The organism is Caldimonas brevitalea (assembly GCF_001017435.1).
In the GTDB taxonomy this organism is placed as follows: domain Bacteria; phylum Pseudomonadota; class Gammaproteobacteria; order Burkholderiales; family Burkholderiaceae_C; genus Caldimonas; species Caldimonas brevitalea.
On record NZ_CP011371.1, the window covers coordinates 3,401,439 to 3,423,354 of the forward strand.

Genomic DNA, 21,916 nt, shown 5'->3' on the forward strand with positions numbered 1-21,916 from the left:
GACAAGCAAGCCGCACAATCACTGTTTGCACAATCCAAACAATCTTCGAAGGGTCAGGAGCAGAGATGGACCGTTTCGATGCGCTGCGGGCTTTTGTCCGTGTGGTGGAAGCGGGCAGCTTCACCAAGGCGGCGCAGACGCTGCACATGAACAAGACCAGCGTGACGCAGCTGGTGCAGCAACTGGAAGCGCGGCTGCGCGTCAAGCTGCTGAACCGAACCACACGGCGGGTCGCGGTGACGGCCGACGGCGCGGCGTATTACGAGCGTGTGGCACGCCTGCTGGCCGATCTGGAAGACGCCGACACCAGCTTGTCGGGCGCATCGGCCACACCCAAGGGTCGATTGCGCGTGGATGTGCCCAGTCCGTTGGCCCGCATGATCCTGGTGCCGGCATTGCCGGCGTTTCATGCCCGCTACCCCGAGATCCAGCTCGACATGGGCGTCAGCGATCGGATGGTGGACCTGATCGGGGACAACGTGGATGGTGTGCTGCGCGGCGGCGAGCTGACGGACACGTCCTTGATGGCCCGCCGTGTGGGCGATCTGCAACTCGGCGTGTACGCGGCCCCCAGCTACCTCGAACGTGCCGGCACGCCGTCGCATCCGAGTGAACTGGAAGACTCGCATCAGCGTATCGTGGGCTTTCTGCGGGCGCGCAGCGGCAAGGTGGCTGGCGTCACGATGCGGCGCGATGGCGAGCACATCGACGTGCAGGGCCGCTATGTCGTCGCGGTCGACGATGGCAATGCCTACCTCGCGGCCGGCCTGGCCGGCATGGGCATTCTTTGGCTGCCGCACTACATGGCCAAGGCTCACGTGGCGTCGGGCGAGCTGGTGCCGTTGTTCGACGACTGGCACATGGACCCGATGCCGCTGTACGTGGCGTACCTCCCGAACCGGCATGTCAGCGCGAAGCTGCGGGTGTTGATCGACTGGGTGGCCGAACTGATGGGGGAGCACGCGCCGCCCGTGACGGCCCGCCGTGAGCCCTGACGCTGCGCCTTGGTGCGGCCGACTCGGAGGCTGTCGCGGCTTCGCATGCCCGTCGCGTGCTTCGCATGCGGTGGCGTGCGACGGCACAGCCTTGCCGATGATGAAGCGGTTCAGGCCCCCCGCCTACGGCAGGCATTCAGGCGGCACCCTGAGTTCCTTCCCCGTCAGGAGCGCACGATGATCCCACCCCTTCGGCCCCGGCCCGCCATGGCGGCCGGCACCCCGGCCTCGACGCCCCCGCCCCCGCCCGCAGCGGGGATGGGTTCCTCCAACAGCGTGGCAACGCCTTTGTCACCGCCCGGGTTGGCCGCGCGTCCGCCGGCGCTGCGTTCCGGCGCCAGCGCGAGGGTGCCGCCGCCGCCGTCCTGGCTCACCGCCTTGCCCTGGACCGCCCCGGTGAAGCTGGAAGACCTGCGGCACCACCGGGGGACAGCACCGAAAACCGCCGGAATCTATGTCTTCACCAGCCACGACGGACCGTTGCACCCGGGCCCCGGCATGCTCTACATCGGCAAGGCCAGCTCCTTGAGAACACGGCTCGGCAGCTATCTGGCCGATCCCGAGAAGGTCCTCGTGCTGTCACGCCGCGCCGGGCCGCCGCAGGTGTCCAGCACCCTGCGGCATCCGGGCAAGTCGCTGCTCCTGATGGCCGTGCAGCAAAGAACCCGCGCGCTGCCGCACGGCGAATCAGGCGTCTGGATTCGGTGGACACCGGCGTCCGACCTGAACGCCTTGGAGTCACGTCTGGTCAAGCACCTGCAACCGGGCTACAACACGCTGCTGCGCTAGGGCCTGTTAACACTCAGGCCCTAGCCGCGCACCGCGCCCGCCGCCCAGGGGCCGGTGATGCCGTCGACGCCGCAGGTCCACAAGGCCTCGGCATCCGCCGCCGCCGTCACGCCTTCGGCGTACACCTGGATGCCGAGCCCGTGCGCCATCGCGGTCGCACTTTGCACGAAGTTGCGCACCGCCTGCTCTTCTGCGGCCCCGCGCACGAAGCGGGCATCGAGCTTCAGGTAGTCCAGCCCGATCTCATAAAGCCGCTCGATCTTGGGCAGGTGTTCCCCGGCGTGTTCGAGGCCGAAGCGCGCGCCGGCGTGACGCACCTGCTGGCACAGCTCGCGCACCAGCCCATGGTGCCGCAGCGCGGCCACCTCCGGCACTTCCAGCCACAGCTGGCGCGCCGCCGGCAAGCCTTCGAGGCGCATGCGCAGGGCGGCGGCAAAACCGGGGTCGACGACCGACGCGACCGACAGGTTGACGCCGACCGGACGTGCATTGGCCGCGATCTCCCGCAACGCCAGGTCGACCACCGCCAGATCGACCGCCGCGACCGTGTGCGTGCGCACGGCCAGCGGCAGCCATTGCGCGGCCGACAGGAAGGGGCCGCCGGGCTCGAGTTGCAGCCGCAGCGGACTCTCGTCGTGCACCAGCTGACCGCGGGGGTCGACCAGCGGATAGCGGGCCAGTTGCAAACGTCCCTCGGACAGCGCCGCCTCGATGCGACGTTTCCAGCCCTCCTCGCCGGTGGCCACCGTGCCGGCGGCACTGTCCGTTTGCACCACGCAGGCAAACAGCCCTTGCGATTCGGCACGCGCCAGCGCCTCGTCGGCGCGCGACAGCAGCTGCGACAGCGCCGTGCCGGCGGTGTAATGGACGGCCCCGAGCATCACCCCCTGGGCGGCCCCGAAAGGCTCGCAGGCGGCTCGAAGCGCGGCCATCAAACGCGCCGCATCGGCTTCGATCGCAGGCCGCTCGGCGTCGTGCGCCGGCAGGCACAGCGCGAAGTCCGAGCCGTTGAGCCGCCCGACCCAGCCGCCGTGGCCCTGCGCTGCATGCGTCTGCAGCACCTCGGCCACTTGCTGGATCAGCCGGTCGGTATCGCGCCGCCCCAGTTCGGCGTTCACCCGCGCCAGTTCGGCGATGCGCACCATGATCAGCGCGCCCTCGAGCGCCGCGTCCTCGCGCTCCAGCTCCGACTCCAGCCGGGTCAGGAAGTGACGGCGGTGCGAGACACCGGTGGCCGGGTCGCGCGTGGCCTGCTGCCGCAGCGTGTCGACCTGGCCGGCCTGCTCCTCGAAGGCGGTCTTGACCCGCACCACCATGCCGTTCATCGCGCGGGTCAAACGCTGCAGCTCGGGCACGCGCGGCTCCTCGACCGTCACGAACTGCCCGTCGGTCAGGGCCTGCGCCTGCCGCACGGTTCGGTGCAGCGGCCGGCGTATGCCTTGCACGATGACGTTGCCCAGCACGCCGGCCACCAAGGCCACCAGCGCCAGCCAGGCGCCCGCACGCAAACAACCGCGCCAAAGATCACGATAGGCATACGACACCTGGCTCACCACCTCGACCGAGCCGAGCGCCCGCCAGCCATCGCTCACCTGCCCCACCCCGGGCTCGGACGCGATCGGCACCAGGGCGACGAACCAGGCCGGCGCATCGGCGCGCGCGCGCGAGGGGTCGGCGACCCGCTCGATGACACGCCCGTCGGTGCCGCGGAAGCGGATGCGCTGATAGAAACCGGTGTCGAATTGCGCCGCCACCAGCAACTCCATCAGCTCGGCGTCACCCTTCTGCTGCGACAGCGACAAGGCCAGAGCCGCCGCGTTGTCGCTGTTCTTGACGCGCAGCTGGGTCTGCAGGTATTGCCGCGCCGACGCGACGGTGACGCCGAAGCTTCCAGCGAAGGCGATCACGGCGGTCGCCACGATCACCAGCCACATTTGTCGGATCAAAGACATCCGGTTGTCTCCTCGGCCATCACGGCAAGAATCCCTGGTCGCGGGCCTTGGCCAGCACCTCGCGCCAGCGCGACAAGCGCGTGGTCGGGTCGCCGGCCGACAAGGGACCGACCCCCTGCCACAGACCTTCGGCATTGAAACTGAACACCGGCGTCAGGTCCGGGCGGCGGGAGGCCGGTCGGATGTCGCCGATGAGGTTGTCGAGAATGAGCGGCTCGGCCTGCGGCGTGGGGTAGTAGGCCAGCACCATGTGCGCCTGGCTTGCGCCGCCGGGTCCGCCGATGGCCGCACGGACATAGACCAGCCGCATGCGCTCGGGCGGCATGCCCACGGCCAGCAGACTGAAGTACTTGGCCATCGCGAAGTCTTCGCAATCGCCCTGGCCCTGCTGCAGGGTTTCGAGCGGGCTGGCCCAGTAGTCGAGTTGGCCCCACACCAGCTGGTCGTCGCGGAAGGCGAGCCGCCGGTTGAAAAACTGGTTGACGCCGGCGAGCTTCTGCCGGTCTTCGGCGCTCTGCAGCTCGGCCAGGTCTTGCTGCAGCGCGCGGGCGCCACTGACGGCGTTGGGGCCGAGTTGCTGGGCGGCCTTCTCCATGCGCTGCGCATCGAGCGCCGCCACGCTCCAGGTGACGCCCAGCCACAGCAGCGCGCACGGCAGCAGCCGCGGGCGCAGCCCCGCGCGGGCGTGCTGCCGCCCGCGCCGGGTCGCGCCTCGCTTGGTCGCGGCGGCGGGAAACCAGAACATGAGGCCGCCAGACTACCGAAGGACCGCACCCTGCAGGCGAGGAATAAGGCCGCAAATGCGGCAGTTTTCGCTACTTGTCAGCGGCTCGCCGTGGGTAAGCTGCACATCGTCCTGCGGTGCCGCGAGTGCGCGCTACCTCGCGCCGCGCAGCGGCCACACCGGACCTGTCCATACTCAGGGACCGGCAAGGGGAATTACAGATAGATACACTGCGCAGCCTCCGGCGGCGTGTGGTGGACGCGCGCACCTGGCCGGCCGCCGATCTCGGCGGATGTGTGGCCGACCCGCTGCGGCATGCAGCGGCGCAGCTTGGAAAGAGTTTCGATGACCCTCAGAACCCGTGTTACCGCCCTTGCCCTGTTGCTGGCATCGCTGCCCGCAGCGGGCCAGTCGTCGCCCGCACTGCAAACGGCGGCACGGCAGGCGCTCGACAGCAACCCGGAACTGGGCGCGCGGCTGCATGCCTGGACGGCGGCCCGGCATGAAGTGGGCGTCGCACGCGGCGGCTATCTGCCGCGCCTCGACCTGACGGCGAGCGGCGGGCGGGATCGAGACAAGGTGGAGTCACGCACGCCCGAGAAATCGAGCCTGAGCCGCACCGGGGCCTCGCTGAGCGTCACGCAGATGTTGTGGGATGGGGGCGACACGCGCAGCGAAGTGCAGCGCCTGGGTCATGCCGGCCTGAGCCGCTATTTCGAATTCACCGATGCGGCGCAGCAGACAGCGCTGGAGGCGGTGCGGGCCTATTACGATGTGGCGCGCTTTCGGCGGCTGGTGGAGCTGGCGGAAGACAACTACGTCCAGCACAAGGCCTCGCACGATCAGATCCAGGCCCGCTTTCGGGCCGGCGTCAGCCGCGGCGTCGACCTCGAGCAAGCCGCCGCGCGGCTCGCGCTGGCCGAATCCAACCTGAGCACCGAGATCGCCAACCTGCACGATGTCTCGGCCCGCTATCAGCGCATCGTCGGCCAACTGCCGCCGGCCTCGGTCGAGCTGCCACAGCCGCTCCAGCAAGGCCTGCCGGTGAGCGCGGCGTCGGCGCTCGAGACCGCCGTCGCACGCAGCGGCGCGGTTAGCGCGGCGATCGAAAACCTGCGGGCGGTGCGCTGGCAGTTGCGCAGCGGCGAAGCGACCTATCAGCCGCGGCTCGAGGCGCGCTTGCGCTCCGGGTTCGGGCACAACTATGAGAGCGTGCCCGACCAGCGACGCGACACCAGCGCCGAGCTGCTGCTGACCTGGAACCTCTACAACGGCGGCTCCGACCATGCCCGGGTCCGCCAACTTGCCGACCTGGCCGAGCAGGCCGCCGCCCTGCGTGACAAGGCCTGCCGCGACACCCGCCAGACCACGACGATCGCCTACAACGACACCCAAAAGCTGGTCGACCAGCTGCGTTTCCTGGACGCCAACCAGCTGGCCATCGAGAAGGCGCGCGACGCCTACCGCAAGCAGTTCGACATCGGTCAGCGCAGCCTGCTGGACTTGCTGAACTCGGAAAACGAGCTCTACACCGCGCGCCGCGCCTACGCCAACGCCGAGTACGACCTCGGCATCGCCTACGCCCGCGTGCACGCGGCAGCCGGCACGCTGCTGTCGACACTGGGCATCACGGCGCAAGCCGAGCCCCCGCCCGAGGCGCAAGGCTGGGCCGCTGGCGAAGACCAGGCCGCCCGCTGCCCCGCGGCCGGCCCCGAGGTGCTGATCACCTCGAAGAGTCAGCTGGACGCGCGCGCGCATCGGCTCTCCAACGCAGCGCCGGCGTTGCCCCCGGGCGTGCTGCCGGGCACCGCCCCGCAGACCGCGCCGACGGCGCCGGCCGGCCCGGGAAGCCGCGATGGCGCCCCGGTCACCACCACGCCGTCTCGACCGGCCCCGTTGCCGGCGCCCGCCCGGCCCGGGGCTGTGCCGCCGGCTGGCGCGCCCCGCTGAAACACGGAGGGGGCGGCTAGCAAGCACGGCCCCCGGGCGCTGCTGCCGACTCGGTAAGACTTTCTTTCAGCCCGAAATACCGCGAGGGCCGCGTCTTGCCGCGGCCAGTGGTGCCGCCGAGCCGCCACGGGGCCGCCCATCCCTGCCTCGCCGACGCCCCCGCACGGCCGCACCGGCGCTGGGACCATCCCCCCTTTCCACAGTCGCCTGGGAGGCCTTGCAGCGGCTGCAGGCATTCCCGTTGCTATGTCTTGATTCGCCCTACACGGGTCTGCGACGTGCTTCGGACGACTCATCTGGTAACGACGCGACCCGGTATTAACCCGGGGTTCTTGTTAGCCTGCACGCTAGCGCTGAGCGCATCCGCGGCTGGAAGGCGGGGCCCGGGGTTCGAGATCCACGTCGGCCTGCGTCCAACGATCACTTCCGCCGGCCGCCACGTTGTCACTCAGGGAGAACGGATGAGCCGTGTAGACGCGGGCTCGGCGACCCAAGGTCGCCTCTATTGGTTGGACGGCGCACGCGCCGCGTTGATGCTGCTGGGTATCCCTTTCCATGCTGCGATGGTCTATTCCATCCAGGGCTGGGAACTGAGCTCGCCCGACAAATCGCCGCTGTTGACGGCCTTGGCCCAGGCGTCGGGCAGTTTCCGCATGCCCGCCTTTTTTCTGGTGGCGGGCTTTTTTGCCGCGATGCTGCTCGGCAAGCGCCCGCGGCTCGAGTTCGTGCGCGCCCGGCTGTTCCGGCTGGGCGTGCCGCTGATCACCTGTTTGCTGGTGCTGTCGCCGCTGCAGGTGGGGCTGCTTGAAATCGCCAGCACGGCCTCGGGTGGCACGTGGGCGCACAGCTTTTTCAACGCAGAGGGACGCGTGCGCGCGGACGCCGGCCGGGTCTGGGTGGCCCAGCTGTGGTTTCTGATCGACCTGATGCTCTACACGCTGGTGCTGGCCGCCGTCGCCACCCCCCGGGTCATGGCCGGGCTGGCGGCGCTGGCCCGGCGCGGCCTCCGGCTGACGTGGCTGGGCCTCGCCGCCCTGCTGGGGCTCCACGGCGCCTATTCGTTCGCGCTCGGTGCGTTCGACAACCTGACCGGGCTGCACCTGCCCGGCCCGCTGTGGGCGGCCATCTCGACGCAGAAACTGCTGTTCAACCTGCCCTTTTTTCTGGCCGGCGCCTTGTGTTGCCTTGAACGCGGCCTGCTCGCGAGCCTGGTCACGTGGCGCCGCGGTACGGTCGCGCTGGCGGCGCTGGTGCTGCTGGCGTGTGCCCTGTGGCCGCCGCACGGCGCCGCGTGGCAAAAGGCGCTGCGCCTGTTGCTGCTGCCGGCCGGGGCCTGGGCCGGCGCTCACCTGGTGCTGGGTGCCTGCGCCCGCTGGCTGGACCGTCCCTCCGCGCTGGTGCGTCAGCTGGTCGACAGTTCCTATTCGATCTATCTGTTTCACATCATCCCCATCTTCGGCGCCGGCCTCGCCTTCTGCTGGGTGGGGCTGCCTGCGTGGGTCGAGTTCATTGCCATCGTGACGATCTCGCTCACGGTGGCATGGTCGGTGCACGGGCTGCTGAAGCGGTACGCGCTGTACCGGCTGCTGTTCAACGGCGACGCGAGCGCGGTCCTCAAGGCGCCGACACCGGCATCGGAGCCGAGCCGGGGCGGCAGCCCGGCGTCGAGTTCGCTGCGCTGAGCCAAGCACGCCGGCTCGTCGCCTTCGGCAGCTCGTCGGCGGACCGGCCTCCGCACGGGCACGTCCCTTGCCGAAACGCTGGCACCCAGCCGGCGCATGGTGCGGCGGCGTCCACCTTCTGCTGCCATTGCCCTCATGACGCTCAAGCAAGCCTGGTCTTTGATTCGACAAGCGGTGTCCGCCTGGGTGGACGACAAGGCTTCCAGCATGGGTGCGGCACTGGCCTACTACACCGTGTTCTCGATGGCGCCGCTGCTCGTCATCGTGATCTCGGTGGCCGGGCTGGTGTTCGGCGAGGAAGCGGCACGCGGCGAGATCCTCGCCGAGCTGCGCGGCTTGATGGGCGACGATGGCGCGCAGGCGATCCAGGCCTTGCTGGAAAGCGCCAACAAACCGGTGCGCAGCACCTTGGCCGCGGTCGGCAGCATCGTCGCACTGCTGATCGGCGCCACCACGGTGTTCGCCGAACTGCAGGCCTCGCTGGACCGCATCTGGCGTGCGCCGGAGGCCGACGCAACGGCGGGCCTCTGGGGTTTTTTGCGCTCGCGTGTGCTGTCGTTCGGCGTGATCCTGGGCATCGGCTTCCTGCTGCTGGTCTCGCTCATCATCAGCGCCGCGCTGGCCGCGCTCGGGAACTGGTGGGGCCCGATGATGGGGGCCTGGGAGGTGGTGGCCACGGCGCTGAACTTCGCCTTCAGCTTTGCCATCATCACGACCGGCTTCGCGATGATCTACAAGCTGATGCCGCGGGTGCACATCCGCTGGCATGACGTCTGGATCGGCGCCGCGGTGACCGCGCTGCTGTTCACCGTCGGCAAGACGCTGATCGGGCTCTACATCGGCAAGAGCGGCGTCGCTTCGGGTTTCGGCGCGGCCGCCTCGCTGGTGGTGCTGCTGGTGTGGGTGTACTACTCGGCGCAGATCTTTTTGCTGGGCGCCGAGTTCACCTCGGCCTACGCCCACACCTACGGCTCGCTCAAGAACGTGCCGCGGCGCGCACCAGGCGCAACTGCGTGATCTCCGACGGCGCGCCCAGTCGCTTGGGCGGGCCCCAATAGCCGGTGCCGCGGCTGATGTAGACCCACAGCCCGTCATGGCGCTTCAGGCCCTCGGTGTAGGGCTGCTGCAGCGGCACGAACCACTTCCACGGCAAGAACTGCCCGCCATGGGTGTGGCCGGACAGCTGCAGGTGAAAGCCAGCGCGTGCCGCGGCAGGGGCGCTGCGTGGCTGGTGTGCCAGCAACAGCTTCACGTCGACATCGTCGGGCGCACCGCGCAGGGCCAGCGCAGGGTCGCTGCGATGCGAGCGGTCGAATTGGTGCGCGGTGTAGTCGGGCACGCCCGCCAGCAGCAGACGCGCCTTGCCACGCGCGATCACGACGTGCTCGTTCATCAGCACCCGCAGTCCCAGCCGGTTCAGCTCGGCAATCCAGGCGTGCCCGCCGGAGTAGTACTCATGGTTGCCGGTCACCGCGTAGACGCCGCAGCGCGCTTGCAACTGCGCGAGCGGCGCGATGTGCTCGGCCAGTTCGGCCACGCTGCCGTCGACACTGTCGCCGGTCACCGCCACCACATCGGCCTGCAAGCGGTTGACGGCCTGCACGACACGCGTGACGAACGGCCGGCGGATGGTGGGGCCGACGTGCAGGTCACTGATCTGCACCACGGTGAAGCCGTGCAACTCGTCGGGCAGGCCTGCGATCGGCACGTCGACCTGGCGCACCGGCGGCACCCGCCGCGCGATGAACAAGCCCAGCCCGCTGGCCGCCAGCGCCAGCACGGGCACGGCGACGGCCGACGCAAGGCGCAGCCGATCGTCCAGCGCCCTGCCCAGGCCCAGCACCTCGCCCAGCCACGCCACACCCAGCCCCAGGTCGCGCAGCAGCGTCAGCACCAGCAGGCTCGAAAAATAGCCGATCGCCGACAGCCCGATCCAGGCCCACCAGCCCTGCGTCGGACGGGGCCCGAACACATGGCTGAGACCGGAATACACCAGCGCGAAGACCAGCAACACGAAGGCCACCGCCGGCGCCCATCCGGCTGGGGGCAAGGCCGCCACGAGGCGGGCGCCGATGTAGCCGTGCAACAGCACGAGCAGCCCGAGGGCCAGGGGAGGATAGGTCATGCCCGATTGTCGCGGCTGCTGCCGGGCACGTGCAGGCCGGGCGGGCGGCGCTGTCGCTGGGACGCGAGGCGGCGCCTCAAGGGCCAACGCCGTCGAGCAGCTGGCACAGGGCGTCCGGCTGGTCCACCGCCGGCAAGCACTGCGTGCCGCGGCACAGCCAAGCGTGCGGCCGTGCGCCGACGGGCTTGTGCAGTGATGACGGCAGGCCCTGTGTGTCCTCGGGCAGTTGCACCACGATCAGGTCGGGACGGTAGCGGGCGTCGAGCGCGCGGGTCCAGTCGGCGAGCGATGCAGCAGGCCCGCTGAGCACCACCACGCTGGGCGGGTGCGCATGCTCGTCGAGCGCCTCGGCCAGCGTCGCGAACCCGTGCGGCAGCTGGATCATTTCGGTCGCGAACCAGGTCATCGTGCGCCCGGCCGCCGCGAGGTAGCGAGGTTCGCCCAGCAAATGGCCCAGACGCTGCAGCTGCCGGGCGGCCATGCCATTGCCCGAGGGCAAGGCGCCGTCGTGTCCGGTCTTGGGCCGCACCAGCAGCCGCTCGTGATCGTGGCTGGTGAAGTAGAAGCCACCGTCGCGGGTGTCCTCGAAGCGGGCCAGCATCGCGTCGGCCACGGCGAGCGCGAACTGAAGGTCGTCGTGGCGCACCGGGCCATCGCTTTGCATCAGTTCGAGCACCGCGGCCAGCAGGAAGGTATGGTCGTCGAGATACGCGTTCAGGTGCGAGCGGCCGTCCTTGCTGGTCGCCAGCAGGCGGCCGTCTTGCCACAGCGCGCGACGTACGAACTCGAGGGCGCGCCGGGCCGAGGCGATCCAGTCGGGCCGCCCGAAGACACGCCCGGCGAAGGCCATGGCGTCGATCGTCAGGGCGTTCCAGCTGGTCAACACCTTGTCGTCGCGGCCCGGGCGCGGGCGCCGCTCGCGCTCCGACAGCAGGCGCCGGCGCGCCCCCGCCACGTCGGCCTCGACCTGCTCCAACGAGGCACCGGCGCGCTCGACGACCTCCTCCAGCGGCAAGGCCAGGCGCAAATGCCATGCGTGCTGTTCGAAATTAGGCAAGGTGTCCAGACCGTAACGGGCGGCGAAGGCGGCGTATTCGGCCGGCGCCAGCAGCGGCTTGACCTGCTCGGGACGCCACAGGTAGTAGCGGCCCTCCTCGCCCTCGGAATCGGCATCCATGCTAGAGAAGTAGCCGCCGTCGGGGCCTTGCATCTCGCGCATCAGCCAGGCGGCGGTTTCCTCGCAGACCTGCCGGAACAAGGCCGAGCCGGTGAGCTGCCAACCCTGCGCGTACAGCCGCAACAACGGCCCGTTGTCGTACAGCATCTTCTCGAAGTGCGGGATTTGCCACTGCACGTCGGTGCTGTAGCGGAAGAAGCCGCCGCCGAGATGGTCGAACAAGCCGCCTTCGGCCATGCGGCGCAGCGTGAACAGCACCGCATCGCGCGCCTGGCGGTCGTTGCTGCGCCAGGCCTGCCGCAGCAAGGCCGACAGGCTCGACGACTGCGGGAACTTGGGCGCGTCGCCAAAGCCGCCATGCGCCGCGTCGAAGCCCGCCATCATCGCCTCGCGCAGGGCCGCCGGCCCTTCCGCGGCGGCACGCTCGAGTCGATCGCGCAGCGGCGCTGCGTCTTCCTCCGGGGTGGGCAGCGTGTCGCTCAGGTAGCGCACCAGCTCCTGACCCTGCGCCTCGAGCTGCTCGCGTTGCGTCTGCCAGGCCTGTGCCACCCGCTTCAGCAGGTCATCGAAGCCCGGCAAGCGATAACGGGAGCGCTTGGGAAAATAGGTGCCGCCGAAGAAGGGCTGTGCCTCGGGCGTCAGGAACATCGTCAGCGGCCAGCCGCCCGCACGCCGGGTGATCAGCTGGTGGGCCGATTGGTAGATCTGGTCGAGGTCCGGGCGCTCCTCCCGGTCGACCTTGATGTTCACGAAGCCGCGGTTCATCAAGGCCGCCGTGCCCTCGTCCTCGAAACATTCATGCGCCATCACATGGCACCAATGGCAGGCCGAGTAGCCGATCGACAGCAGGATGGGCCGCCCGGTCTCGCGGGCCAGCGCCAGTGCCTCGTCGCCCCACGGATACCACTCGACCGGGTTTTCGGCGTGTTGCTGCAGGTAGGGGCTGGTTTCCTGCGCCAGGCGGTTGGGCATGGGCGTGTCTCCGATGGGCCGGGTTCGTCCCCATTGCCGGCAACCGCCGGGCCTGCTCCCTGGGCGGAACAGGGCGCCGCGCGCCGGTCGGGGGCGGGGGGCCACGCGGCCGTAAAAGCGCTCTGCAGCGCCCGGCCACCACCTGCCCTATATTCGCACCTCGCCATTGGGTGGCGGACCCGTGCCGGGCGGCCTTGCGCCCGCGTGTACAGGACAGTGATGACCGTTGTGGGAGTTGTAGATGGGTGAAGCAAAACGCAGGAACGCGATGGCCAAACAGGTGGCGGACGACCTGCGCCGCCGCCTCGATGCGGGCGAGTTCGGCTCGCCCGGTAAGGCCGAGCACTACTGCCTCGTGCTGGACAAATCGTCACGCGGGCGCGACCTGCTCGCGACGCTGCGGACGCTGAGCGCGTTCGCGGGCCTGGAACCCTTGATCGAGGCGGAGGCCTTCCGGGTCTGGGAGGCGTCGAAGCTGTTCCGTTTCGTCGTGCTGTGCGCCGGCGAGGGCAAGCCCGACCAGCGCAGCTTGCTGGCCGCCGACCTCGGGCGGCTGCTGGGCGACACGCTGCCGAAGGCGCTGCGCCGCCTGCCCCCCGGCACGCCCCCTTCGGCCGTGCTGTTGGGTGTGGCCGAGGAAGACCTGCGCGCGATCGAACGGGGCGTCGCCGAAGCGCGTCCGTCCTGAACGAGCTTCGGTCAGGGCCGCGGGTGTTCCGCGAAAAAGCGCCACATTTCGCGTGACGCATCGGGCCCGTGGGCCTCGGTACAGCTCGCGTGCGGGTGCCCCCCGGCCCAGGCGTGGCCTGCGCCGTGCACCACCCACTGTTCGGCGAACACGTGCTGCCGGTCGGCTTCGAGATAGCAAAACCGCGTGTAGCGGCGTCCGCCCACCGTCCCGGACTGCTCCAGGCGGGCCCCGGGTCGCGCACCGCCCTTGCCGAGCGCCGAGGCGATGATGCCGTCGGCATTGCGCGGGTGCACCATCGGGTCGCGGTCGCCATGGAAGACGATGGTGGGCACCGCGGTGGACGGCGGCATGAAGCCTGTCGGCGGCAGCACAGGGTGCCAGGCCGGGCGGGGGCCTTCACGCATCGCCGCCAGCCCGGACGCGATGTCGAAGGCCGAGCCGGGTGGCAGGCCGGAATGGACGCCGACAGCGGCATACAACTCGGGATAGGCGTGTGCGACGATGGCGGCCATCGAGCCACCCGCCGACAGGCCGGCAATGTAGACGCGCCGCCGGTCGATGCGGTAGCGGTTCATCGTTTCGGCCGTCATCGCCGCCAGCAGGGCCGGTTCGCCGCGGCCCCTTTGTTGATGGTTGTGCTTGAACCAGTTCCAGCAGCGCGACTGGTTGGCGTTTTTGGTCTGCGCCGGGTACAGCACGTAGAAGCCGTGCTCGCGCGCGACCTCGTTCATCCGCGTGCCGGCGGCGAAATCGTCCGGGTCTTGCACGCAGCCGTGCAGCATCACGACCAGCGGCAGCGGCGCCTCGGCAGCCCCCGGGGGGATGTAGAGGCGGTACTCGCGGCTGCCACTCACCTGCGTGTAGTGGCCGCTCCTGAATTCACCCGGGCCCCGTCGCACCGGCACGTGGGCAGGACGTGTGCGGGTGCGACGGGCGCGCAGCGAGGGGGCCGGCTCGATCACCCTCGCCTCGACGTCCAGCACCAGCGGCTGTGGGGACGCGACGACCTCTTCCAGAGGCGGCGGCGCGCTCGGCGGGGCAGGCCGGGCTGACGCCGTGGAGCTGAAGCTGCGCTGCATCACGGCGGCGGCGTCGAACAGGCTGGCGGCCTGCGCCAGCGTCGCTTGACGCATCAAGTCTTGCCAGTTGGGCTTCATGCATGGCTTCCGTTCAGTCAAAACGGACGCGCCGGCGCGCCGCGTCCGTCGTAGCCGAGCGAGTTCGCTTCGCCACGGCACTCGCCGCGCCGTCGCCCGATACGCCACTTACAACGACAGCCGGCCTGCTGCCAGACGTGCCGACGCCAGCCCTTCTCCATCCACCCGGATGGTGCTCGAAGAACCCGGCGGCAGCGCGGTGGCTCGTCGAGTTCTTGGCATACGGCTTGCCCGTTTTGGGTATTCCACCACTTTGGAAAGGACCTCGCCATGAACCACGACGACGCATCGGCCGACAACCAGTTGCAAGAGATTTACCGCCAGTTGAAGCGGGGCCTCGGCCATGAACACGTGACCGACGACAACGTTTTCGGGCTGATCGAACTGGCGCAGCGCGACGGTCACCAGTTGCTCGAGCAGGAGCTGCGGGAGTGGCAGTCGCCGTGCGGCGGAGACGCCCGACCCAGCACCATCGCCCCCACCCCCGGCTTCAACCGCGAGAACGTGAAGCGCTAGCGAACCGTCTCGACGCGGGGGCGGCGCGCCGGTAGCCCGGCAAGCCCCGCCCTTCGCCGCGCACATCCGATCGTCGAGCCGACGCCGGTCCCGGCAAATGCCGCGGCCGGGGGGACCTGCAGGCGACCTGGGGCCGACCGGCCCCCGGTCCGTCGGGCACCTGTACCGGCAAATGCCTCGCACAGCGTCCCCTTCTGACCAACACCACGTGCGCCGTCAATGGCGCAATACGGGCCGTCTGGCCGGCACCTTGCAGGCGGCCTTGGTCACTGTCTTCAGGGTTGAGCGAACAGGGCGCGGCCGCGACTGGCGGCCGACACCGTCGACACCGTGCGCAGCCTTGGCACGGGTTCAGTGCTTCGCGATGTCTTCCTCGTCGGGGTAGAGCAAGGCGTCGGCGTTGAGCACAGCTCGCCACAGGTGCGGCGGCATCGCCCGGATCTGCTCGGGCGTCGGATGGTGCATCACGTAGCGCGTGATCTCGAGGTATTGCTCTTGCGTCAGCAGGCCCAGGCTGCGCATCTCGTCGAGTGTCTGCATGGCGGGCCCTTTCTCGACCGGACGTCCGGCCCGAGAACCATACCATGGGCGAGACCCGGTGTGCTGGGGCAAGCCGTGTGGCTCTGGCGCAGGACTGTGACGCTGCTCAACCCCTGTTTCCTTCCCGACACTTAGTGTCCTGTCTCAGAAATACGTGGCATTTCGATTCGGTCAGATGGTGATGATCGCGGGTGCGCCGGTCGGGGTCGATACCGGGTGGTATCGACCCCGACCGGCAAGCCTGCGAGGGCGCCATCTGGCCGAACCCCTGCGGGGCGGGCCGAAACGGGGCGATCGCCGCGTTGCGAAGCCGGGCAGATACCACCCGGTATCTGCCCGGCTTCTCGCCTTGCGCTCATCCCCGTTTCGGCCCGTCGAAATGCCACGTATTTCTGAGACAGGACACTACCTGACGAAATACAACACCGTCACATAGTGGCAGCCGGTGCCCGCCAGCACGAACAAATGCCAGATGCCGTGTGCATGACGCCAAGCATCGCTCTTCGCATAGAACAACACGCCCGCCGTATAAAGCAGCCCGCCGCCGACGAGCCATGACAGGCCGAGTGCCGGCAAACGCTCGAGCAACGGTATCGCCGCGACGGCACCGGCCCAACCCATCAGCATGTACAACGGCACCGACGGCAGCGTGTGCGGGCCTTTGCGCAACTCGTTGGCGATGCCGCCCACTGCGGTCAGCCACATGGCAGCGAACAAGGTCCATCCCCAGGGACCGCGCAGCGTCACCAGCGCGAAGGGCGTGTAGGTGCCCGCGATCAGCAGATAGATCGCGCAATGGTCGGCCTTGGCCAGCCACGCCTTCTTGTCGCCGCGCACGCTGTGGTAGAGCGTCGAGGCGGCATACAGCAGCACCATCGAGGCGGCGAACACGCTGAAGCTGGCCAGCTTCCAGACGTCGCCCTGATGCAGTGCGGTCTGCACCAACACGACCGATCCGCCCATGGCCAGGGCCAACCCGGCGAGGTGGGTCCAACTGTTGAAGCGTTCTCCGGGGTACATCTCGCAACTTCCTCTGTCAGGGGTCTCGAACGGCGGTGGCTGACCACGGGTCTTGCGTAACGGGTCTTGAACGAGATCTTCCAATTGCTGCAAGACAAACCCGTGACGGGGCCGCTGCAGGTCATTGGATGCAAAGCTGCTTGCCACGTCGATCCCTCATAAGCAGGACCTGCGCCAAAACCAACTGCCAGAGGGCATGCAGCTGTGTCAGCGGCTTCCCCGACCCCCCTAAGCCTTGGGATGCAGGGCGCCGGTTTTGGTGTATCCCCTGCCTTTGGGTGGCTTGTCGCTGCACGGCTGGTGGTCTAACTTCGTGTGACAGTGGGACTGGAACAGCGAGGCACGATAGATGCATGTGCCGCCGCGACGTATGAGGACGACGCAGCGGGCCAGTTCCCACCAAGGCAGCGACGTGGCTTGGAGCCGCGCGGCATGCCCGCCCAGCGCCTCCGATGCGCCGCGGCGACGCACTCGGTCCCCCGTTCAGCAGTCCGCCCACGGCGGCCGGGAAGCACGAGTGAGCAGGGACGGAAAGGAAATATCGATGACACAACAGCTGAAGACAGCGTGGATAGAACGCTGTGCGGCCCGTCTGCTGGCCTTGCGGCCCAGCATGCGGTCGGAGCATGCACTGGTGGTCGCTCGCCAGCGCTGGGAACACCAGTCGGCGCTCGACCCCGAGTCGGCGGCCGATTCAGAATTGCGCTGGGAGGACGCCACCTCGCACACGGCATCCGACGCAGACGTGATCGAAGGCCCGGCTTTCCGGTCCGCGGGGATCGGGGTGGTGCCACTGGCCATCGGGCGCGGACACGATTATTTCGCCGCTGCGCGCCTCGAGGGTGAGGCGGCCAGCGGCAACTGGACGAAACGGCCGATCTGGACCCAACGGGCCTATCTGCACCCTTCCGAGGCGCTCGATGCTGCGCGCTGGCTCGCGCAGGCACTGATCGAGGGCGGTGTGCGGCGCGCAAGCGAGCGCGCGCGTGCCCTGCCCTCACTCGATCCCGTCACGCCGCGTCGGGACAGCAGCCCTGCCGCCGCCGCCAACGACTGCCCGCCGCTCGAGGCGGCGGCCGACCGTTAGGCCGGACAGCCGCCGCCCTCTATGCCCGGCGCCGGGTCAGCCGGCGAAGAAGTAGTACGTCGCGCGGTAGGGCACGCGACGTTCGGTGCCGGCCCGGGCCGCGTCGCAGGCGTCGGTCGGCGCCTTGCCGCCTACCGTGGCCACCCGCTGGATGTAGCTCGTCGACGCGAACGTGCCTTGCCCGGCGTTCGAGGTCGACTTGAGCAGCAGCCATGGAATCGCGGCGGCATCTGGCCCGTCGTCACGTGCGGCCACGGCGGCCACCACCTTGCTGCCGTCGGCGGACTCCCAGGTCGGGCCGCCGTAGTGCTTGCCGATGCGCTTGCCGCTGGTGTCGAACAGCTCGGCCTCCGGCGCCTTGAACACCCACTCATGGCGCGCCGGGTCTGTCTTGCTCGGGCCACAGGTGTAGATCTGCACGCCCTCGGCCGGGCTCTCCAGGGTCAGTTTCGAACCCGCCGGCGGCTTCAGCTGCGGGGGCACCTGTTGGTGGGGTGCGGACGGCGTCGCACAAGCGGCGAGCAGGACCACAGGGGCCAAAGCGATCAGGGCTGATTTCATACGCAAACGTCTCCTTCTTGTCTGTACAACACACGCCACTCACGAAGACGCGAGTGCGTGCCGACGTTCTCACGACAAACCGCTGTGCCAGCACCGCGGCCGTCGTCCGAACAGGCCCGAGGCTACACCAGCGCCGGCAAAGGTCCTGTCGCGCCTGCGCCAAGGCCGCACCTGGCGGCATGGCAGGCAACACCCGGCTCGCACCCCATCGCGCCGGCCGCCTGCAGGCGCCGTTCATTCATAGGCATGGAGCCAGCCGGCGCCGTACACCTGCTTGTCGTCCAGCACGAACACGAGGCGGTCGTGCCGACCCCGCCAGTCATACCACGCGATTTCCGCGGGCCGGCGCGACGCCGGAGGTCGCTCGCCCACCCACTGCAAGGCCCGCAGCGAGGCTTCGCAGTCGGCCAGGCGGCAGTCCAGCACCTGGTCGGGCGCGCCCATCAGCGCGTGCAACTCGGTGCGCTGGGTCGGGTGGCTCACCACGTGGCGGGCCAACTGCCGCATCAGCGTGTGCTTCTCGCCGCCCCAGGCATCGACGGCGCCGTTCCAGCTCGCGCCGCCAAAGTGCCCTCCTGCCTTGCGCAGCTGCAGGTAGCGCGCCGACAGCGCGTCGGCCGAGGCTTCGGCGGATGCAGATTGCGGCGGCTGCGCTGCGGCCATCGACACCAAGCCGATAAATCCGAACAGCCCAACACCAAGCTGCATCAACCGGCAACAGCAAGGGACAAGTCGCATCTCGTCACCCTTTCTCAAACAGAATCGGCGCGCCACGTCGCCGGAGACCCACAAGGACCGCCGCGCCGAGGTCGATCTGCAACGATGCAAGAAGCGTCACTGTAAGGGAACTCCATGAAGGTCACTCATACGCACCTCGGCGCGGCACTGGCTGCCATCGCCCTCGGCACCGCCACCCTGCCGGCCCTGGCCGCCCCCGACTCACCACAGGCCTTGCGCGAACTGCGACAGCAGGAGAAGCAACGGGTCGACATCTACAAAGCTTTTTTCCCGGACGTCGCAACCGGTCGCAAGGCCGCCATCACCTTCGAAGCCAACGTGCTCGAAGCAGCCTACAACCGAGGCTACCTCGTCCTCGAGTTGAACGACGCCGAGATCGCCAAACTGCAACGCTTCGGCTTTCGCATCGAGCATGCGCCCGAGTACATCGCCAAGCGCGATGACTTCCTGAACGCTATCCAGTCGGCCAATGCAGCACGCCAGCGCGCCAACCCGAGCGCCACCGACATCGGCATCCAGGCCATCCCGGGCTATGCCTGCTATGAGACCGTCGAAGAGACCTTCGCCGCCGCGCAAGGCTTCACGACCAGCCACCCCCAGCTCGCCAGCTGGATCGACATCGGCGACTCGTGGGAGAAGACGCGCGGCGTCGGCGGCCACGATTTGCGAGTGCTCAAGCTGACCAACAACGCGGTGGGCGGCACGAACAAGCCCAAGCTCTTCATCAACAGCGCCATCCATGCGCGCGAATACACCACGGCGCCCCTGGTGCTCGATTTCGCCCGTTGGCTGGTGAACGGCCATGGCAACAACGCCGACGCCACCTGGATCCTCGACCACCACGAGGTGCACATGCTCCTGCACACCAACCCCGACGGCCGCAAGAAGGCCGAAACCGGGTTGTCGTGGCGCAAGAACACCAACACCGCCTATTGCGGCAACAGCAACAACCGCGGCGCCGACCTGAACCGCAACTTCGGCTTCAACTGGAACTCGACCGGCGGCGAAGGCTCGAGCGGCAACCAGTGCGACCTCACCTATCGCGGCCCGTCGCGGGCCTCGGAACCGGAGGTCCAGGCGGTCGAGAACTACATCCGGCGCCTCTGGCCGGACCGCCGCGGACCCAACCGCACCGACGCAGCACCGACCGACACGAGCGGCATCCACCTCGACATCCACAGCTACAGCGAGCTGGTGTTGTGGCCGTGGGGTGACGTCTCAACGCCGGCGCCCAATGGCACCGCGCTGCAGACGCTCGGCCGGCGCTTCGCGTACTACAACAACTATTCGCCGATGCCGTCGATCGGCCTGTACCCGACCGATGGCACCAGCGACGGGCCGAGCTATGGCGAGCTGGGCGTCGCGGCCTTCACCTTCGAGCTCGGCACCAGCTTCTTCCAGAGCTGCGGCGACTACACCAACACCATCAAGCCCGACAACCTGCCGGCGCTGATCTATGCCGCCAAGGTCGTGCGCACGCCCTATCTGACCCCCGCCGGCCCGGACGTGACCAGCCTGAGCTTGAGCCATGACGCGAGCGGCGCCGGTGTGCCTGCCGGCACGCGCGTCACGCTGACCGCCTCGGTGACCGACACGCGCTTCAACAACAGCAATGGTGCCGAGCCGGTGCAGAACATCAGCGGGGCCGAAGCCTATGTCGACGTGCCGCCGTGGCAGACCGGTGCCCAGCCGATCGCCTTGAACGCCGGGGACGGCGCCTACAACGCCACCACCGAAGGCGTGACCGGCACCCTCGACACGTCCAGCCTGGCGACCGGCAAGCACATCGTGTATGTGCGCGGGCGCGACGCGTCCGGGCAGTGGGGCCCGGTCACGGCCGCCTTCCTCAAGGTGGGCACCACCGGCACGCCGACGCTGAACGCCTCGTTCACCCACAGCTGCACCGCCTTGGCCTGCTCGTTCGACGCCGGCGGGTCCACCGGGGACATCACGTCCTATGCGTGGAACTTCGGCGACGCGAGCAGCGGCTCGGGCGTCACGGCGCGCCACAGCTATGCGGCGGGCGGCAGCTACAACGTGTCGCTCACGGTGTCCGACGGGCAGACCAGCAGCAGCACCACCCGCACGGTGTCGGTGACGGCTGCGCCGTCGATCACCTTGTCGCTCAGCGCCACGCCGCGGAGCTCGAGCAGTTCCTGGGTGAACCTCGCCTGGTCGGGTGCGAGCGGCACCTGGGTCGACGTCTACCGCGACGGCCGGCTGCTCGGCTATACGCGCAACGACGGCGCTTATCGGGAGGCACGTGCCTCCGGCACCTGGCGCTACCGCGTCTGCCAGCGCGGGTCGACCTCGGCCTGCTCGCCCGAAGCCAGCATCTCGTTCTGAGCATGCGGCCCCGCCCGTCCCTTGGCCGGCGGGGCCGCCAGTTCCCGAAATTACCGAAAGACATGGCCGGAATTGCGGGTTGCGTGGGGGCTCGGGAGGCGGGCAGCTTCCGCCGTTTCGGACGGACTCCATGTCAGCACCAGGGAATTCGGGCGTCCAGCACTCGGGGGCGTCGTGGGTCGTAAGGCGGCACAGGCTTTGCTAACGCCTGTCACCGTTGCACCGACCCCTTGCCTGCGATGCCGTCGCTCGATCTCGACACCACCCCTGCTGTACTGTTCACCACCTTGTCGGAACGAGACCATTGGATCGCCCGTTGTGCGGCCCGCCTGCGGCTGGCCCGCCCGGGCATCGACCGCCTGGCGGCGATCGATTTCGCGGCCTCGGTCTGGCTCGACAGCCAGGGCGCCACCGGGCCCGATGAAGCGGCCCAACAGCAATTGCTACGCTGGCCCGAGGTCGACCTTTGACCGCAGCGGCGCCTGCCGCTGCGATAATCGCCCGCCATGCCCCCTGCTTCTCCTTCTTCGCGTCATCAGGGCGCAACGCTGACGCCGTGGTTCTCTCCCGAGGCCACGCCCCATCACCGCGGCGTGTACCAGCGCGCGTTCCCGGCCGGCCCCTACAGCTGCTGGGACGGCCGCCAGTGGCGCTACGACGCCGTGTCGCCCGACATGGCGGCCTTGCAGACGGCGCCGAGCGGCGTGCAGGCCGCACGCTGGCGAGGCCTGAGCGAGCCGCCCCCGGAGCACTGCCTCACCTGTCGGGGCCATGGGGTCGTCGATCACGGCGATGACGACGCCAGCCGCGAGCCCCTGATCGATCCCTGCCCCGATTGTTGAGGCGGTGACTGGCCTCAGGCCGGCTCGCACCAGGACACGCTGGCGCGCCGAT

Annotated in this window: 20 protein-coding genes; 11 read left to right on the forward strand and 9 right to left on the reverse strand. The window is 69.1% G+C overall.

Annotation, left to right across the window (positions count from 1 at the left end; all coding sequences use genetic code 11):
* Positions 1–65 precede the first annotated feature (65 nt).
* Together AAW51_RS14550 and AAW51_RS14555 are read left to right on the forward strand one after the other, a co-directional pair.
* Positions 66–995, forward strand: coding sequence for a LysR family transcriptional regulator (locus AAW51_RS14550; protein WP_047195181.1), 930 nt, complete (start codon positions 66–68; stop codon positions 993–995).
* A 177-nt stretch (positions 996–1,172) separates the two neighbouring features.
* Complete coding sequence (locus AAW51_RS14555) at positions 1,173–1,784, forward strand: GIY-YIG nuclease family protein (RefSeq protein ID WP_157359894.1); 612 nt, start codon at positions 1,173–1,175, stop codon at positions 1,782–1,784.
* Positions 1,785–1,804: 20 nt separating this feature from the next.
* Here AAW51_RS14555 and AAW51_RS14560 read toward each other — a convergent pair whose 3' ends face one another.
* Positions 1,805–3,736 carry a bifunctional diguanylate cyclase/phosphodiesterase gene (locus AAW51_RS14560; protein ID WP_047195183.1) on the reverse strand — a complete coding sequence of 644 codons (1,932 nt, stop codon included), beginning with the start codon at positions 3,734–3,736 and terminating at the stop codon, positions 1,805–1,807.
* A gap of 19 nt (positions 3,737–3,755) precedes the next feature.
* Entirely contained in the window at positions 3,756–4,481 is a 726-nt protein-coding gene (locus AAW51_RS14565) for a transglutaminase-like cysteine peptidase (RefSeq protein WP_083438304.1), read from the reverse strand.
* A 324-nt stretch (positions 4,482–4,805) separates the two neighbouring features.
* Here AAW51_RS14565 and AAW51_RS14570 point away from each other — a divergent pair, with 324 nt between their 5' ends.
* From AAW51_RS14570 to AAW51_RS14580, 3 genes are all read left to right on the forward strand, one after another.
* Complete coding sequence (locus AAW51_RS14570; RefSeq protein WP_157359896.1) at positions 4,806–6,410, forward strand: TolC family outer membrane protein; 1,605 nt, start codon at positions 4,806–4,808, stop codon at positions 6,408–6,410.
* Between the two features lie 461 nt (positions 6,411–6,871).
* Positions 6,872–8,092 (forward strand): acyltransferase family protein, encoded by a 1,221-nt coding sequence (locus tag AAW51_RS28180; RefSeq protein ID WP_053013583.1) that lies wholly within the window; start codon positions 6,872–6,874, stop codon positions 8,090–8,092.
* Positions 8,093–8,227: 135 nt separating this feature from the next.
* On the forward strand, positions 8,228–9,109 hold the full coding sequence (locus AAW51_RS14580) for a YihY/virulence factor BrkB family protein (RefSeq protein WP_047195184.1): 882 nt from the start codon (positions 8,228–8,230) through the stop codon (positions 9,107–9,109).
* Here AAW51_RS14580 and AAW51_RS14585 read toward each other — a convergent pair.
* Together AAW51_RS14585 and AAW51_RS14590 are read right to left on the reverse strand one after the other, a co-directional pair.
* Positions 9,069–10,217 (reverse strand): metallophosphoesterase, encoded by a 1,149-nt coding sequence (locus AAW51_RS14585; protein WP_047195185.1) that lies wholly within the window; start codon positions 10,215–10,217, stop codon positions 9,069–9,071. The two genes, AAW51_RS14580 and AAW51_RS14585, sit on opposite strands and share 41 nt — an antisense overlap.
* A gap of 76 nt (positions 10,218–10,293) precedes the next feature.
* On the reverse strand, positions 10,294–12,366 hold the full coding sequence (locus AAW51_RS14590; protein WP_047195186.1) for a thioredoxin domain-containing protein: 2,073 nt from the start codon (positions 12,364–12,366) through the stop codon (positions 10,294–10,296).
* 241 nt (positions 12,367–12,607) lie between these two features.
* Here AAW51_RS14590 and AAW51_RS14595 point away from each other — a divergent pair, with 241 nt between their 5' ends.
* Positions 12,608–13,054: a hypothetical protein gene (locus AAW51_RS14595; RefSeq protein WP_157359897.1), complete on the forward strand. Its 447-nt coding sequence runs from the start codon at positions 12,608–12,610 to the stop codon at positions 13,052–13,054.
* Positions 13,055–13,065: 11 nt separating this feature from the next.
* Here the strand turns inward: AAW51_RS14595 and AAW51_RS14600 are convergent, their stop codons facing one another.
* The gene (locus AAW51_RS14600) at positions 13,066–14,214 is read right to left on the reverse strand and encodes an extracellular catalytic domain type 1 short-chain-length polyhydroxyalkanoate depolymerase (RefSeq protein ID WP_047195188.1); all 1,149 of its coding nucleotides are present in this window, start codon (positions 14,212–14,214) and stop codon (positions 13,066–13,068) included.
* 270 nt (positions 14,215–14,484) lie between these two features.
* Between AAW51_RS14600 and AAW51_RS14605 the strand changes: the two genes are divergently transcribed.
* A complete protein-coding gene (locus AAW51_RS14605) occupies positions 14,485–14,730 on the forward strand; it encodes a hypothetical protein (protein WP_047195189.1) in 246 nt (81 codons plus the stop codon).
* Positions 14,731–15,081: 351 nt separating this feature from the next.
* Here the strand turns inward: AAW51_RS14605 and AAW51_RS14610 are convergent, their stop codons facing one another.
* Both AAW51_RS14610 and trhA read right to left on the reverse strand, forming a co-directional pair.
* The gene (locus tag AAW51_RS14610; protein ID WP_047195190.1) at positions 15,082–15,270 is read right to left on the reverse strand and encodes a hypothetical protein; all 189 of its coding nucleotides are present in this window, start codon (positions 15,268–15,270) and stop codon (positions 15,082–15,084) included.
* 405 nt (positions 15,271–15,675) lie between these two features.
* Positions 15,676–16,290, reverse strand: a complete 615-nt coding sequence (gene trhA / locus AAW51_RS14615; protein ID WP_047195191.1) for a PAQR family membrane homeostasis protein TrhA — start codon at positions 16,288–16,290, stop codon at positions 15,676–15,678.
* Between the two features lie 544 nt (positions 16,291–16,834).
* Between trhA and AAW51_RS14620 the strand changes: the two genes are divergently transcribed.
* Positions 16,835–17,377: a hypothetical protein gene (locus AAW51_RS14620; RefSeq protein WP_047195192.1), complete on the forward strand. Its 543-nt coding sequence runs from the start codon at positions 16,835–16,837 to the stop codon at positions 17,375–17,377.
* Positions 17,378–17,413: 36 nt separating this feature from the next.
* Here the strand turns inward: AAW51_RS14620 and AAW51_RS14625 are convergent, their stop codons facing one another.
* Together AAW51_RS14625 and AAW51_RS14630 are read right to left on the reverse strand one after the other, a co-directional pair.
* Positions 17,414–17,938, reverse strand: a complete 525-nt coding sequence (locus AAW51_RS14625) for a DUF3455 domain-containing protein (RefSeq protein WP_047195193.1) — start codon at positions 17,936–17,938, stop codon at positions 17,414–17,416.
* A 234-nt stretch (positions 17,939–18,172) separates the two neighbouring features.
* Positions 18,173–18,646: a hypothetical protein gene (locus AAW51_RS14630; RefSeq protein WP_047195194.1), complete on the reverse strand. Its 474-nt coding sequence runs from the start codon at positions 18,644–18,646 to the stop codon at positions 18,173–18,175.
* A 144-nt stretch (positions 18,647–18,790) separates the two neighbouring features.
* Here AAW51_RS14630 and AAW51_RS14635 point away from each other — a divergent pair, with 144 nt between their 5' ends.
* The 3 genes from AAW51_RS14635 (at position 18,791) to AAW51_RS14645 (ending at position 21,864) form a co-directional block, all read left to right on the forward strand.
* Positions 18,791–21,022 (forward strand): M14 family zinc carboxypeptidase, encoded by a 2,232-nt coding sequence (locus tag AAW51_RS14635; RefSeq protein WP_053013584.1) that lies wholly within the window; start codon positions 18,791–18,793, stop codon positions 21,020–21,022.
* A gap of 239 nt (positions 21,023–21,261) precedes the next feature.
* Positions 21,262–21,492, forward strand: coding sequence for a hypothetical protein (locus AAW51_RS14640; RefSeq protein ID WP_047195195.1), 231 nt, complete (start codon positions 21,262–21,264; stop codon positions 21,490–21,492).
* Between the two features lie 36 nt (positions 21,493–21,528).
* Complete coding sequence (locus AAW51_RS14645) at positions 21,529–21,864, forward strand: hypothetical protein (protein WP_157359898.1); 336 nt, start codon at positions 21,529–21,531, stop codon at positions 21,862–21,864.
* Positions 21,865–21,916: the final 52 nt, after the last annotated feature.